Source organism: Ostreiculturibacter nitratireducens, assembly GCF_032670585.1.
Taxonomy (GTDB): Bacteria; Pseudomonadota; Alphaproteobacteria; order Rhodobacterales; family Rhodobacteraceae; genus Ostreiculturibacter; species Ostreiculturibacter nitratireducens.
Genome location: NZ_JAVQHL010000001.1, coordinates 1245212 through 1257526 on the forward strand (window position 1 = coordinate 1245212; position 12315 = coordinate 1257526).

General features: G+C 66.7%; 18 protein-coding genes and 1 tRNA gene. 8 read left to right on the forward strand and 11 right to left on the reverse strand.

Translation table 11 applies throughout. The annotated features are described in order from the left end of the window. Positions 1 to 32 precede the first annotated feature (32 nt). A complete protein-coding gene (locus tag ABCN56_RS05985; RefSeq protein WP_343079845.1) occupies positions 33 to 320 on the forward strand; it encodes an SCP2 sterol-binding domain-containing protein in 288 nt (95 codons plus the stop codon). Further along, positions 317 to 1276, forward strand: coding sequence for an alpha/beta fold hydrolase (locus ABCN56_RS05990; protein ID WP_343079846.1), 960 nt, complete (start codon positions 317 to 319; stop codon positions 1274 to 1276). Before ABCN56_RS05985 ends, ABCN56_RS05990 begins: the two co-directional genes overlap by 4 nt. 6 nt (positions 1277 to 1282) lie before the next feature. Here ABCN56_RS05990 and ABCN56_RS05995 read toward each other — a convergent pair whose 3' ends face one another. From ABCN56_RS05995 to ABCN56_RS06005, 3 genes are read right to left on the reverse strand one after another with little or no spacing between them, the layout of a single operon-like run. Beyond that, entirely contained in the window at positions 1283 to 1762 is a 480-nt protein-coding gene (locus ABCN56_RS05995; RefSeq protein WP_343079847.1) for a DUF2948 family protein, read from the reverse strand. After that, the gene (murA, locus tag ABCN56_RS06000) at positions 1759 to 3030 is read right to left on the reverse strand and encodes a UDP-N-acetylglucosamine 1-carboxyvinyltransferase (protein ID WP_343079848.1); all 1272 of its coding nucleotides are present in this window, start codon (positions 3028 to 3030) and stop codon (positions 1759 to 1761) included. Before murA ends, ABCN56_RS05995 begins: the two co-directional genes overlap by 4 nt. A 12-nt stretch (positions 3031 to 3042) precedes the next feature. Beyond that, the gene (locus tag ABCN56_RS06005; RefSeq protein WP_343079849.1) at positions 3043 to 3180 is read right to left on the reverse strand and encodes a hypothetical protein; all 138 of its coding nucleotides are present in this window, start codon (positions 3178 to 3180) and stop codon (positions 3043 to 3045) included. 88 nt (positions 3181 to 3268) lie between these two features. Between ABCN56_RS06005 and ABCN56_RS06010 the strand changes: the two genes are divergently transcribed. Beyond that, positions 3269 to 3343: transfer RNA gene (locus tag ABCN56_RS06010), tRNA-Thr, on the forward strand. A gap of 322 nt (positions 3344 to 3665) precedes the next feature. After that, positions 3666 to 3968, forward strand: coding sequence for a hypothetical protein (locus ABCN56_RS06015; protein WP_343079850.1), 303 nt, complete (start codon positions 3666 to 3668; stop codon positions 3966 to 3968). Here the strand turns inward: ABCN56_RS06015 and ABCN56_RS06020 are convergent. Then, positions 3965 to 4198: a YdeI/OmpD-associated family protein gene (locus ABCN56_RS06020; protein ID WP_343079851.1), complete on the reverse strand. Its 234-nt coding sequence runs from the start codon at positions 4196 to 4198 to the stop codon at positions 3965 to 3967. The genes ABCN56_RS06015 and ABCN56_RS06020 overlap by 4 nt on opposite strands. 74 nt (positions 4199 to 4272) lie before the next feature. Between ABCN56_RS06020 and ABCN56_RS06025 the strand changes: the two genes are divergently transcribed. After that, positions 4273 to 4959: an NAD-dependent deacylase gene (locus ABCN56_RS06025; RefSeq protein ID WP_343079852.1), complete on the forward strand. Its 687-nt coding sequence runs from the start codon at positions 4273 to 4275 to the stop codon at positions 4957 to 4959. Positions 4960 to 4987: 28 nt separating this feature from the next. Here the strand turns inward: ABCN56_RS06025 and ABCN56_RS06030 are convergent, their stop codons facing one another. From ABCN56_RS06030 to ABCN56_RS06060, 7 genes are all read right to left on the reverse strand, one after another. Beyond that, on the reverse strand, positions 4988 to 5539 hold the full coding sequence (locus ABCN56_RS06030; protein WP_343079853.1) for a 2OG-Fe(II) oxygenase: 552 nt from the start codon (positions 5537 to 5539) through the stop codon (positions 4988 to 4990). A 121-nt stretch (positions 5540 to 5660) separates the two neighbouring features. Then, complete coding sequence (locus ABCN56_RS06035) at positions 5661 to 6176, reverse strand: copper chaperone PCu(A)C (RefSeq protein WP_343079854.1); 516 nt, start codon at positions 6174 to 6176, stop codon at positions 5661 to 5663. A 42-nt stretch (positions 6177 to 6218) separates the two neighbouring features. After that, positions 6219 to 6569 carry a hypothetical protein gene (locus tag ABCN56_RS06040; protein WP_343079855.1) on the reverse strand — a complete coding sequence of 117 codons (351 nt, stop codon included), beginning with the start codon at positions 6567 to 6569 and terminating at the stop codon, positions 6219 to 6221. 97 nt (positions 6570 to 6666) lie between these two features. After that, the gene (rpmB, locus tag ABCN56_RS06045; protein ID WP_343079856.1) at positions 6667 to 6954 is read right to left on the reverse strand and encodes a 50S ribosomal protein L28; all 288 of its coding nucleotides are present in this window, start codon (positions 6952 to 6954) and stop codon (positions 6667 to 6669) included. A 127-nt stretch (positions 6955 to 7081) separates the two neighbouring features. After that, the gene (locus tag ABCN56_RS06050; RefSeq protein ID WP_343079857.1) at positions 7082 to 7876 is read right to left on the reverse strand and encodes a metal ABC transporter permease; all 795 of its coding nucleotides are present in this window, start codon (positions 7874 to 7876) and stop codon (positions 7082 to 7084) included. Continuing rightward, entirely contained in the window at positions 7869 to 8654 is a 786-nt protein-coding gene (locus ABCN56_RS06055) for a metal ABC transporter ATP-binding protein (protein WP_343079858.1), read from the reverse strand. Before ABCN56_RS06055 ends, ABCN56_RS06050 begins: the two co-directional genes overlap by 8 nt. After that, positions 8651 to 9154 carry a Fur family transcriptional regulator gene (locus ABCN56_RS06060; protein ID WP_343079859.1) on the reverse strand — a complete coding sequence of 168 codons (504 nt, stop codon included), beginning with the start codon at positions 9152 to 9154 and terminating at the stop codon, positions 8651 to 8653. The genes ABCN56_RS06055 and ABCN56_RS06060 overlap by 4 nt, the downstream gene beginning before the upstream one ends. Positions 9155 to 9230: 76 nt before the next feature. Between ABCN56_RS06060 and ABCN56_RS06065 the strand changes: the two genes are divergently transcribed. From ABCN56_RS06065 to ABCN56_RS06075, 3 genes are all read left to right on the forward strand, one after another. Beyond that, entirely contained in the window at positions 9231 to 10133 is a 903-nt protein-coding gene (locus ABCN56_RS06065; protein WP_343079860.1) for a zinc ABC transporter substrate-binding protein, read from the forward strand. 84 nt (positions 10134 to 10217) lie between these two features. Continuing rightward, positions 10218 to 11102, forward strand: a complete 885-nt coding sequence (locus ABCN56_RS06070; RefSeq protein ID WP_343079861.1) for an SMP-30/gluconolactonase/LRE family protein — start codon at positions 10218 to 10220, stop codon at positions 11100 to 11102. Between the two features lie 44 nt (positions 11103 to 11146). Next, positions 11147 to 12100 carry an aldose epimerase family protein gene (locus tag ABCN56_RS06075; RefSeq protein ID WP_343079862.1) on the forward strand — a complete coding sequence of 318 codons (954 nt, stop codon included), beginning with the start codon at positions 11147 to 11149 and terminating at the stop codon, positions 12098 to 12100. Positions 12101 to 12315 lie beyond the last annotated feature (215 nt).

Here is a 12315-nt window from a genome sequence, read left to right on the forward strand (position 1 = left end):
AGAGCCCCCGCCATCACTTTTTGGAGGACTGGATGAGCGATGTTGTGACGGCGGCCGTGGTCGCGCTGAACGAGAAGGTGGCCGGCGGTTTCACCGGGACGGCAAAGTTCGTGATCTCGGGCGAGGGCTCGCTGATTCTCGACGCGAACGGCGCGCGCGAAGGCGATGATGACGCCGACGTCACGCTGACGGCGGATGCCGAGACGTTCCAGGGGATCCTGTCGGGCGACGTGAATCCGACCGCGGCCTTCATGACCGGCAAGCTCACGGTCGACGGCGATATGGGGCTTGCCATGCAACTGGGTGCCTTCCTGTCGTGAAACTCCTGTCCGCCCCCTTCTTCCAGGACATCGCGAAAGCGCCGGAGGGCGGAGAGGCGTTCTGGATCACGACCGAGGACAGGGTGCGGATCCGTGTGGCCGCATGGGGCAAGGGCAACCTCGGGACGGTGTTCCTGTTTCCCGGGCGGACGGAATACGTCGAGAAATACGGCCCCCCGGCGGCGGAATTCGCGGCGCGGGGCTATGCGACGATCGTGGTGGACTGGCGAGGCCAGGGCTTGGCCGATCGCCCTCTCCCCGACCGCGAAACGGGGCATGTCTCCGGCTTCGCGGACTACCAGATGGACGTGGCGGCGGTGGAGGCCGTGGCGCGCGAACTCGGCCTGCCCGAGCCGTTCTTCCTCGTCGCCCATTCGATGGGCGGAGCCATCGCCTTCCGGTCGCTGATAGAGGGCCGGCCTTTCCGCGCCGCGGCCTTTTCCGCGCCGATGTGGGGAATCAAGATCGCCCCGACGCTCAGACCGGTCGCCTGGGTTCTTGCCGCGACAAGCCGGAGAATCGGCCAGGCCCATCGCTATGCGCCGGGGACCGGCCCGGTCGATCTGGAGCGTGATTACGTCTTCGAAGGGAACACGCTGACGACCGACCCGGAGATGTTCGCCTTTCAGCGCCGGCAGGTCGAGATGTATCCCGAACTTGCGCTGGGCGGGCCAAGCCTGCACTGGCTGCACGAGGCGCTGCGCGAGACGCGAGGACTGAGGGCGCTTCCCTCCCCTGAGATTCCGGTGCTGACGGCGCTCGGAACGAACGAGCGCGTGGTGGAGCCGCGGAATGTGCATGATCGGATGCAGCGCTGGCCGAAGGGCCGATTCAACCTGTTCGAGGGCGCCGAGCACGAAATGATGATGGAGCGGCCGGAGGTCCGGACGGAGTTCTATGACCAGGCAGCCGAGCTCTTCGATCTGCCCTCCCGCGTGCGTTCGCGGGCGAGCTGAGGGGGCCTATTCCGGGTGCCCCGGCACTTTCCTGGACGGAGCGGCATAGGGCTTGGTCACGTCGCGAAGCGTCAGGTCGACACATTCCACATCCGCGCGGATCGCGCCGTCACCCGCGAGGGTCAGAACGATCCGCCCGGTCCCGTCATCGCCCGGTTCCCAGCCAACCGAGAGGAGCGAAAGAACGGTGTCCCGTTCCTGACGGTTGATCCCCTGGCTCGCCACTCCGGTCACATCGCCGATCGCAAGAACCGACCGGACACGTTCGTAGGGCCGTTGCTGACGTTCCGCGAGCGCCCGGTCTTCCCAGCGGAAACGGTTCAGAAGGAGCGAGAGGCGGCGCGCCTTCGGCTCCCATTTGATCTCGGTGATCGGGAAGATCGCGTCCTGGATCAGCGCGGAGATGACCGCGACGCTGTCCGCGTCGAAGGCCTTGAGATGAAGGGCGCTCTCCGCCCCGTCCTCGAACCGCGCGTCCTGGCTCATTCCCCCTTGACCCTTTCGATCGTCGCCCCCACGGCAGAGAGCTTTTCCTCCACTCTCTCATAGCCGCGGTCGAGGTGATAGACCCGGCTGACCAGAGTTTCGCCCTCTGCGGCGAGGCCCGCAAGGATGAGACTCACCGAAGCGCGCAGGTCCGTTGCCATGACGCGCGCGCCCTTGAGCCGCTCCACGCCGGTCACGGTGGCGGTGCCGCCGTGAACCTCGATGCTCGCCCCCATGCGCATGAGTTCCGGCGCATGCATGAACCGGTTCTCGAAGATCCGTTCCTCGAGGACCGAGGTGCCCTCCGCGGTGCAGAGAAGCGCCATCATCTGCGCCTGTAGATCGGTCGGGAAACCCGGGAAGGGTTCGGTGACCACGTTGACCGCGTTCACGCGTCCGTTCCGCCGCGCGACCTTTAGCCCGCGCTCCGTTTCCTCGACATGGATCCCCGCCGCGTCGAGTTTCTCACAGAAGGAACCGACAAGCTCCATCCGGCCGCCGAGGCATTCCACCTCGCCGCCGCAGATGGCGGGCGCGAGCATGTAGGTACCAAGCTCGATTCGATCGACGACGACGGGATGGGTCGCGCCGTGCAGTCGGTCCGTGCCTTCGATGGTGATCGTCGAGGTTCCCTCGCCTTCGATCTTCGCGCCCATCTGCCGGAGGCATTGGGCAAGGTCCACGATCTCGGGCTCGCGGGCGGCGTTCTTAAGGACCGTCGTGCCCTTGGCCAGCGTCGCGGCCATGAGCGCGTTCTCCGTCGCGCCGACCGACACCATCGGAAACTCGAACTCAGCGCCATGCAGCCCGCCCGGCGGGGCCTTGGCGTGGACGTAACCCTCGCGCAGGTCGAGTTCCGCCCCCATCGCCTCGAGCGCCCTGAGATGCAGATCGACCGGCCGCGCCCCGATGGCGCAGCCGCCGGGAAGCGAGACCACGGCCCGCCCTGCCCGCGCGAGAAGCGGCCCGAGCACGAGGATCGACGCGCGCATCTTGCGCACGATCTCGTAGTCGGCAGTGACATTGTTGAGGTCGTGCCCGGAGAGCGCGAGTACCTGCCCGGATTGCAGATGCGTCACCTCGGCGCCGAGGGACTGCAGGAGTTCCGTCATCGTTCGGATGTCGGAAAGCCTTGGGGCGTTCGTCAGGGTCAGCGGCTCCTCCGACAGAAGCGCCGCCGGCATCACCGCCAGACAGGCATTCTTGGCCCCCGCGATCGGGATCTGGCCGTGAAGGGGCGAGCCGCCCGTGACAATGATCGAATCCATCCGCCTGCCTTCTTATGCTTTCTTTTCCGCTTCCCGCGCCTTGGCCTGCGCCTTGCGGCGCTGGAGATTTGCCTTGAGCGCAGCCTTGAGCCGCGCCTCGCGGCTATCGGGCTGGGCCTTGGCGGAGGGTTTACCGGGTTTTTCCGTCATGGCGCTTCTCTACACCTGCGTGAAGAAAGGGTCCAGAATGCGCTTGCGTCGGGCACGGTTTGCCACTAACACCCGCGAGCGAAATCCGGCTGCCGTAGCTCAGTGGTAGAGCACTCCCTTGGTAAGGGAGAGGTCGTGAGTTCAATCCTCACCGGCAGCACCATTTCCTTCCAGGATCGTCCCGGCATACGCGCTTGAGCGCAAGGCAATTCGCGATTCCTCTGACGGGCATTTCGCGGACCGCCGTGCGTATCGGGAACCTCGGTGACGTGCCGCGCGATTCGTCGTCAGCGGCGGGTCGCACTCCGGTCCGCGGACCTGTCCGGCCGCCTTACGCATGGGTTCCGGCCGCGCCACGACGGGCGCGCGCATCCGCCGCAATTGAAAACTGCTTTCCGCTTCGGCATATTCTTTCGTCAGAGCAGGCGCTCGGGGAATCCGGAAAACCGGGTCCGGGCACGAGTGACGGATTGAGGCAGACAGACATGAAACGGCTGATCATCGCGACAGTAGTAGCTTCGACAATCGCTCCCGCGGCTTGGGCGGGTCCGATCGAACAGGCATGCCTTCGGTCGGGGCGCGAGGCGGCGAACCGCTCGCTCTGCGGCTGCATCCAGCAGGTCGCGGACATGACGCTCACCAATTCGGATCAGCGGCAGGCGGCGAAGTTCTTCCACGATCCACACCGTGCGCAGGAGATCCGGCAGTCCGACCGGGCGAGCCACGAGGCCTTCTGGCAGCGCTACAAGAACTTCGGCGCGACCGCCGAGGCGTTCTGCGCGGGCTAGGACCGCCCCCGCCAAGCCATTTTCATGTAGACATCTCCGGCGCGAAGCTCGTCGAGCATTTGCGCCAGGCGCTTCCGGCGTGTCTCGGGCCGCTTCGCGCGGGCGATCCAGGCGAGGTAGTCGTTCCGCTGATAGGGCGGGCGCGCGTCATAGGCCGAAAGCAGCCCGGTTTCGACAAGCGCCCGGGCGACATCGTCCGGCATTGGCTGCAACTCGCGCCTGAGCGTCATCGGCCGTCTCCCGTTCCGGCACCTTGTCTTGCCGCCCCGATAGCCTAGCATGGACGCGACAGGAGGATGAATGGATGCGGATCGTCATCCTGACCGGTGCCGGGATATCAGCTGAAAGCGGCCTGTCCACGTTCCGCGACAAGGGCGGGATCTGGTCGCGCTACGACCTGAAGGACCTCGCGACGCCAGAGGCGTTCGCCCGGAATCCAGCCTTCGTGCATGAATTCTACAATATGCGTCGTGCCAATGTCCGGAAAGCAAAGCCAAATCCGGCACATGAGTCGCTGGCCAGGCTGGAAAAGAACTATCCGGGCGAAGTGACGCTCGTGACGCAGAACGTCGACGACCTGCACGAACGCGCGGGACATTCCCGCGTGATCCACATGCATGGCCGTCACGGCAGCGCGCTCTGCGCCGAATGCGGCCATCGGTGGGAGGCGCCCGAAGTCATGCGCGTCGAAGATCCTTGTCCCGCCTGCGGGCGGCCAGCGACGCGGCCCGACGTCGTCTGGTTCGGCGAGATTCCCTATCACATGGACGAAATCCTGGGCGCGCTTGCCCGCGCCGACCTCTTCGTTGCGATCGGCACCTCCGGAACGGTCTATCCGGCGGCTGGCTTCGTTGCCCAGGCGAGAGAGACAGGTTCCCGTACGCTTGAGCTGAACCTCGAATCCTCTGCCCAGACGCGGCTCTTCGACGAGACACGCACCGGGCCCGCCACGGAGATCGTGCCGCAGTGGGTGGACGAGATGCTGGCCTGAGCCCTCTGCCCCGAGGTTCCGGGCCGTCTCAGCGGAACGCGGGACCGTGGGCCCAGATCGTCAACGACCAGCGGGCCCCCGATGTGACCGGTGTCACGCGGTGCAGCACGAAGCTCGGAAACAGCGTGGCGCTGCCACGCTCGGTCCGGGCCTCCTCCGTCGCACGGTCGGCCCGAAGTTCGAGCCGACCGCCATCGTAGTTCGCGGGCTCCGAAAGCTGCACGACCATGGTCAGCTTGCGTCGCTGGGCGACCTGGCCAAGGCCAATGTCCGAATGCCAGTCGAAATGCCCCTCCCGTTCGGCGCCGTAGCGCGCGACCTGGGCACTTTCGGCGAATTCGGAGAGCGCGAAGTCGAAATGCTCCCGGTTCGCGCGGGCGACGACGGACATGATCCGGTCCATCACCCATTCCGCCCCGGCCCGCTCGTCAAGCCAGGCGAGGTCTGCGCGCCGGATGTTGTGGTCGGCGCGCTGGCCGACGAGACCGGCGTCGTCAAGCGCCCCCTCCTCGGCAATGGCGATGATGCGGTCGCATTCGGAAGGCGAAAAAGCGTCGGGGATCGTATGCGCAGAGAGCAAGGAAAGACTCCGGAAGAGTGGCGCCTTCTCCTGCCCGATCTGCCTTGCCTCCGCGCGGCGGGAAGCGACGAAGATGTCGGATTTCAACCGCGCGGCGGCCCTGACCGCCTCCTCGTCGGCCTCAGTTCGTCGCTGCGGCCCCGTTCATCTGCGCACCGTGCATGTGACCCATGCCGCCGCCCTGATCCATCATCGTGCCCTGGCCGCGTGTCAGGTCCACGGGAACCTCGATCACCATCTCGCCCGCCTTTTCGAAGACGAGCGTGACGGTGACGACATCGTCCTGCTGCATCGGCTGTTTCAGCCCCATGAACATGACGTGGTCGCCGCCGCGCGCGAGTTCGTGGCTGCCATTCGCCGGGATCACGAATCCTTCGGGCACATGGACCATCTGCATGACGCCATCGGCGCCGGCGATGTGAGTGTGCAGTTCGGTCTTCACCGCGATTTCGGAGGAGGCGTCGATCAGCCGGTCATCCTCGGCACCCGAGTTCGAAATGACCATGAAGGCGGCGCCCGCCTTGGACATCGGGCTTCCGGCACGGGCGTAAGCCTCGGTGACGGTGATGGTACCTTCAGCGAAGGCGGGCATGGCGACGGCAACCGCAGCAGCGGTCAGGAGAGTCTTGAGAAACATGTGATTCTTGTCCTGTCTTCGAGTTTCGTCTGATGGGAAGGATCAGGCGAGGACAGGGGGCCCACGGGCCGGCGCGGAAGGGACCGGGCGCGGACAGGGATCGGATTGGCACGCCGCTGCAAGCGCCTCGGCACGGCCCGCCGGGCGCGCGATCTCGGGTGCGGGTGCGGCAAGGCCCGCGACAAGGCCAAGCGCCATGTCCGGGCAGAGATGCGGCGTCGTCGGATTGCCGTCCGCATTGACGGAGCCGGGCACGTAGAGCGCCCCGGAACACAGCACGACCGTGCCCCCGACCCGCGTCTGGCCGCGCGCGGTGGCCAGCGTGATGCTGGTCACGGCGAGCAGCGCCGCGAGAATCAGGGCCAGTGCCGGACTGAGGTTCCGCTTCGTCATGGCTTCCAGATATGCGATCCGAAGGGCGAAGTGGAAGCGGCAAAACGAAGCGGCCCCGCCGATGGCGGGGCCGCGAAAGATTGCCCGGAGGCTGAAATCAGGCCGCGGCCTGAGCCTTGGCGATTTCTTTCTTGACCTTGAGCGCCTTGGCGGAGAGCTCTTCGTCCTTCGCCTTGGCGAGGAACGCGTCGAGGCCGCCACGGTGGTCGACCGAACGCAGCGCCGCAGCCGAGATGCGGAACTTGAACGATTGGCCGAGAACGTCCGAGATCAGCGTCACATCGTTCAGGTTCGGGAGGAACCGGCGCCTGGTCTTGTTGTTCGCGTGGCTCACGTTGTTGCCCGTCATCGGGCCCTTGCCGGTCAGTTCGCAGACGCGCGACATGGCTGTCTTCCTTGTGCTTCCGGGCCCCTGCCCGATCATCCGATAACGTCAAAGGGCGCCGCTATGGCAGCGCGCCCCGAATTCCGTCCGCGCCGTTTACGGGGAAAGGGCGCGGGCGTCAAGCGATTCATCCGCCTCGACGTGACCGCGCGCGCGTGAGGCTCAGCGCGAACAGCACCGCGGCGGCAGCCACGATCGACGGCCCCGCCGGCGTGTCGAAACGGAGCGAGGCGAAAAGCCCTCCGAGCGTCGCGAGGACCCCTGCGAGCGTCGCCAGGGCCGCCATCACCTCGGGCGAACGGGCAAAGCCACGCGCAGCGGCGGCGGGGATGACGAGCATCGACGCGATCAGCAGCGCGCCTACGATCTTGATCGCCACCGCGACGGTCAGGGCGAGCGCAAGCGTCAGCACGAGTCTCTCCCGGTCCGGACGGATCCCGGCGGCCTGTGCGAGTTCCTCGTTCACCGTCGCGGTCAGCAGCGCCTGCCAGCGCCACAGAAGCAGGCCCGCCACACATGCTCCGCCCGCCCAGATCACGAATATGTCCGACCGCGTCACGGAAAGGATGTCGCCGAAGAGGTAGGCGGAGAGGTCCACGCGAAGCCCGGCGATGAACGAAGCGGCAAGAAGACCTGCGGCCAGCGCGGTATGGGCGAGGACGCCCAGCGCGGCATCCATTGCATGACCGCGCCGCGCGAGCGCCGTCACCGCGAGCGCCATCGCGAGCGCGGTGGCCAATGTGCCGGCATAGACGGGCGCCGTGAACGCAAAGGACAGAGCCACCCCGAGGATCGCGGCATGGGCCGTGGCGTCCCCGAAATAGGCCATGCGCCGCCAGAGGACGAACGCGCCGAGGGGGCCCGTCGCAAGCGAAAGGCCAATGCCGGCGAGAGCGGCTCGAATCAGGAAGTCGTCAAGCATGGCCGGCTTTTTCGCCCTCGTGATCAAGGTGATGCGGGTGCGTGTGATCGTGGCCATGCCCGTGGTCGTGGTCATGATCGTGGTCGTGATGGTGCTGGTAGAGCGCGAAGGCGCCGCCCGTTCCGAGACCGAAGAGTGCACGGTATTCCGGCGCGGCGGAGACGACCTGCGGCGTTCCTTCGCAGCATATGTGGCCGTTGAGGCAGATCACGCGGTCCGAGGAGCTCATCACGACATGAAGGTCGTGGCTGACCATCAGGACCGCGGCCCCCGTCTCGGCGCGGACCTCTTCGATCAGGCGGTAGAAAGCGGCGGTGCCGGGCTGGTCGAGCCCCTGCGTCGGTTCGTCGAGAATCAGGATGTCGGGGCGGGAAAGCAGCGCGCGGGCGAGAAGCACGCGCTGGAACTGCCCTCCCGAAAGCGCCGCCATCTGCCGCGAGCCCAGCCCGGGGACACCGGTGCGGGCAAGCGCGGCCTCGGCGTCGGAATCGGAGACGCGTGACGGAAGCGACAGGAAGCGGCGCACGGTCATCGGAAGCCCGGCGTCAATGTGAAGACGCTGGGGCACATAGCCGATCCGGAGCCCCCTGGCCCGTGTCACCGCGCCCGAGGCCGCCGGCTCAAGCCCGATGAGCGCGCGCACGAGCGTCGACTTGCCGGATCCATTGGGACCCACAATCGTGACGATTTCGCCCTTCTCGATGTTGAAATCTATGTGCTCAAGCACCGCCGCGCCGCCGTGGCGCACGCCGAGATCCGTGGCCTTGATCAGACTCATGTCCGTTCCTCCGCGCAGGCGGGGCAAAGGCCCAGAGCCTCGACGTTCGTCCTCTCGATGGTGAAGCCGAGCTTTTCGGCTGCCGATTCGAGCGCCGCGCGCACTGCGGCGGCGGGCGCCTCGGCCAGGTGATCGCACTTCCGGCAGATGAAGAAGGCCGGGCTGTGCGCCTCCCCCGGGTGCATGCAGGCCGTGAAGGCGTTCAGACGCCTTATGCGATGCGCGAGGCCGATCTCCACCAGGAAATCGAGCGCGCGGTAGGCGACCGGGGGCTGCTTGCCGAAGCCTTCCGCCGCGAGCCGCTCCAGGACCTCGTAGGCCCCCATGGCCCGATGGGCCTCCAGAAGGATCTCCAGAGTGCGGCGCCGGACGGGCGTCAGGCGTGCGCCATTGGCCTTGGCGAGGGCCTCAGCGCGCGTCAGGACCTCGTCAGCGCAGTTGGCATGGTCGTGGCGCGCGAACGCGAGCGCCGTTCCGGCGGGAGGTTGGGCGCTGTTCATTCCGTCGCTTTCTGCTTGACTGTTACACTATTACATAAAACAAGGGCCCCACCAACCACAAGCCCGGAGTAACGCCGTGCGTCCAGCAATTCTGATCTCTGCCGCCCTTTTCGCCCTTCCGGCGGCGGCCGAAGTGCCCGAGGTCATGACCGACATCCCCGCAGTCCAGTCGCTTGCCGCCATGGTGATGGGCGACATCGCCACGCCGGACGTGCTGCTGGATCCGAGCGCCAGCGCACATTCCTACCAGATGCGACCGAGCGAGGCACGGGCAGTTCAGCGCGCGGATCTGGTCATCTGGGTCGGCCCGGAACTTACGCCCTGGCTTGACCGGGCCATCGCGGGCGCGCAGGGCACTTCGCTCGCGCTTCTCGAGACGGACGGAACGCATCTCAGGGAATTCGACGCAGAAGGGGGCGAAGAGGCGCATGACGACGCGCACGGCCATGCGCACGAGGGCACCGATCCCCATGCCTGGCTGGACCCGGCCAACGCGGAAGTCTGGCTCTCGGCCATCGCGGAAGAGCTTGGCAGCCTTGATCCCGAGAATGCCGCCGCCTATTCCGCGAACGCGGATACCGCGCGGGGCACGATCAGGGCGATGGATGCACGCATAGGGGAGCGCCTTGCGCCAGTCACGGGGCGGCCCTTCATCGTATACCACGAGGCATATGGATATTTCGCGGAGCACTACGGCCTGACCCTGAACGGCGCGATCGCCGAAGGGGATGCGGCCCAGCCGGGCGCCGCGCATCTGGCAGAGATCCGTGACTTGCTCGAGGCGGGCGAAGTCGTCTGCGCCTTTCCCGAGGCTCAGCATGATCCGAAACCGGTGGAAGTTCTGGTCGAGGGCACCAATGTCAGGGTCGGCGCGCCCCTAGATCCGACCGGCAGCCGGTTGCACGACGGTCCGGGCCTTTACGTGGCGCTGATGGAGAATCTGGCCGAGACGCTCGTGGAGTGTCTTTCGGGTGAGTGAGGCAAGCCGGCAGGCTTGCCAACCAAGGCTTCGGCTGCGCTAAATCGCGCTGCCCGCTACGAGCCGGGCGCGGAGGAAGCGCACATGACCGATCCCGCCCTGACCGCCCCGCCCCGCGTCTTCGACGATACGCGGTGCGCGTTGGGCGAAGGTCCGCTCTGGCATCCCGAGCGCGCACAGCTTTTCTGGTTCGACATCCTGAACAGGCGCCTGCTGACGCGGTCTGCCGAGGGGCCGAAGCACTGGAAGTTCGACGAGCATGTCTCCGCCGCCGGATGGGTGGACGCGGACCGACTGCTCGTCGCCTCTGAAACTTCGCTGTCGGTGCTGAATCTCGAAACGGGGGAAAAGGACCTCGCGGCGCCCCTGGAGCGTGATAACCCCGCGACGCGATCGAATGACGGGCGCGCGGACCCTTGGGGCGGATTCTGGATCGGCACGATGGGCAAGCGGGCGGAACCTGCCCTCGGCGCGATCTACCGTTACTACAGGGGCGAGGTGCGGCAGCTCTTTGCGCCGATCACGATCTCGAATGCGATCAGCTTTCCGCCGGACAGAAGGCACGGCTATTTCGCGGACACGGCGGCGCGAAAGGTCTGGCGCGTCGCGCTGTCGGAAACCGACGGGTGGCCGCGGGGCGAGCCGGAGGTCTTCATCGACTTCGCCGCCCGTGACCGCAACCCGGACGGTGCCGTCTTCGACGCGGAGGGGAACTTCTGGTGCGCAGAATGGGGCGCCTCGCGCGTCTCAGCATATGATACCAGGGGCGAACCCCTCGGCCACGTCCCGATCCCGGCCCGTCATACGTCCTGCCCGGCCTTCGGGGGGCAGGACCTCGGCACGCTCTTCGTGACGACGGCCCGCCAGGGCCTGTCCGCCGCCATGCTGGAGGAGCAACCGCTCAACGGGCAGACATTCGAGGTGAAAGCAGGAGTGCGCGGCCAGGCCGAGCACCGGGTGATCCTTTGAGCGCGGATGTCACCGTTTTCGGGAAGACCCGGCAAGGGACCGAGGTGCAGGCTATCACCCTTCGCGGCGGAGGGCTCACGGCGCGGGTGCTGACGCACGGGGCGACCCTGCAGGATCTACGGCTGGAGGGCGTTGACTGGCCGCTTACGCTCGGTTCCGCGGAGTTGGCCGCCTACGAGGGGCCGATGGCGCATTTCGGGCCGATCGTCGGGCCCGTCGCGAACCGGATCGCCGGTGCGCGGGCCGAGATAGACGGCCGCCTCTGCCGGTTCGATGTCAACGTGGGCGCGGATACGACGCTTCACAGCGGGCCGACGGGCATCCAGCACCAGGTGTGGTCCATAGCGGATGCGAGGGCGGACCGGGTGACGCTGACACTCGACCTGCCCGACGGGCTGGGCGGGTTTCCAGGGAACCGTCGGATCGAGTCCGTAATCTCTGTGGAAGCCGAAGCGGCGCTGACGTTTCGGCTGACCGCCACGACCGACGCGCCGACGCTCGTGAACCTGACGAACCACAGCTACTGGAACCTCGACGGGTCGGAAACGATCGCCGGCCACTGGCTGCGCGTGGCGGCGAACAGCTTCCTGCCGCTGACCGATGCATACATCCCGACGGGAGAGGTGCGGGAGGTCGCCGGCACCGTGTTCGATCTGCGCGGGGGACGAACCCTGAAGGCGCAGCGGACCTATGACGTGAACCTGTGCCTCGCCGATGGGCCGAGGCAGCTTACGGAAGTCGCCGAGCTGATCGGGCAGTCGGGTGTTCGGCTGCGGCTCGCGACGACGGAACCGGGGCTTCAGGTCTACGACATGTCGTCAGCCGGTTCTTCGCCCTTTGTCGGGCACGGCGGGCGACCATACGGCAGCTTCGCGGGGCTCGCGCTGGAGGCCCAGCTCTGGCCAGACGCGGTCCACCATACGGCCTTCCCGTCGATACTCCTGCGCCCGGACGAGACAAGGGAACAAGTGACGCGCCTGCGCTTTGACCGGACCTGACGGATCACCGCGGATCAAGGTCGCTCGGAGCGGCTCGGGCCGAGGTGCATGCTCAAATCCGTACGGAGCCGCTTACTCCGAGGCGAGGACCGGCGCGCGCAATCGGTGTCCCGGGGCGATATCGCACGCTCCTGGTTTTCCTCCGAATACCAGAGGCTTGAAGCCGCCGAAGCCATCGAGCGATCGGTCGGAAGCAGGCATTTCGGCTGAACCTT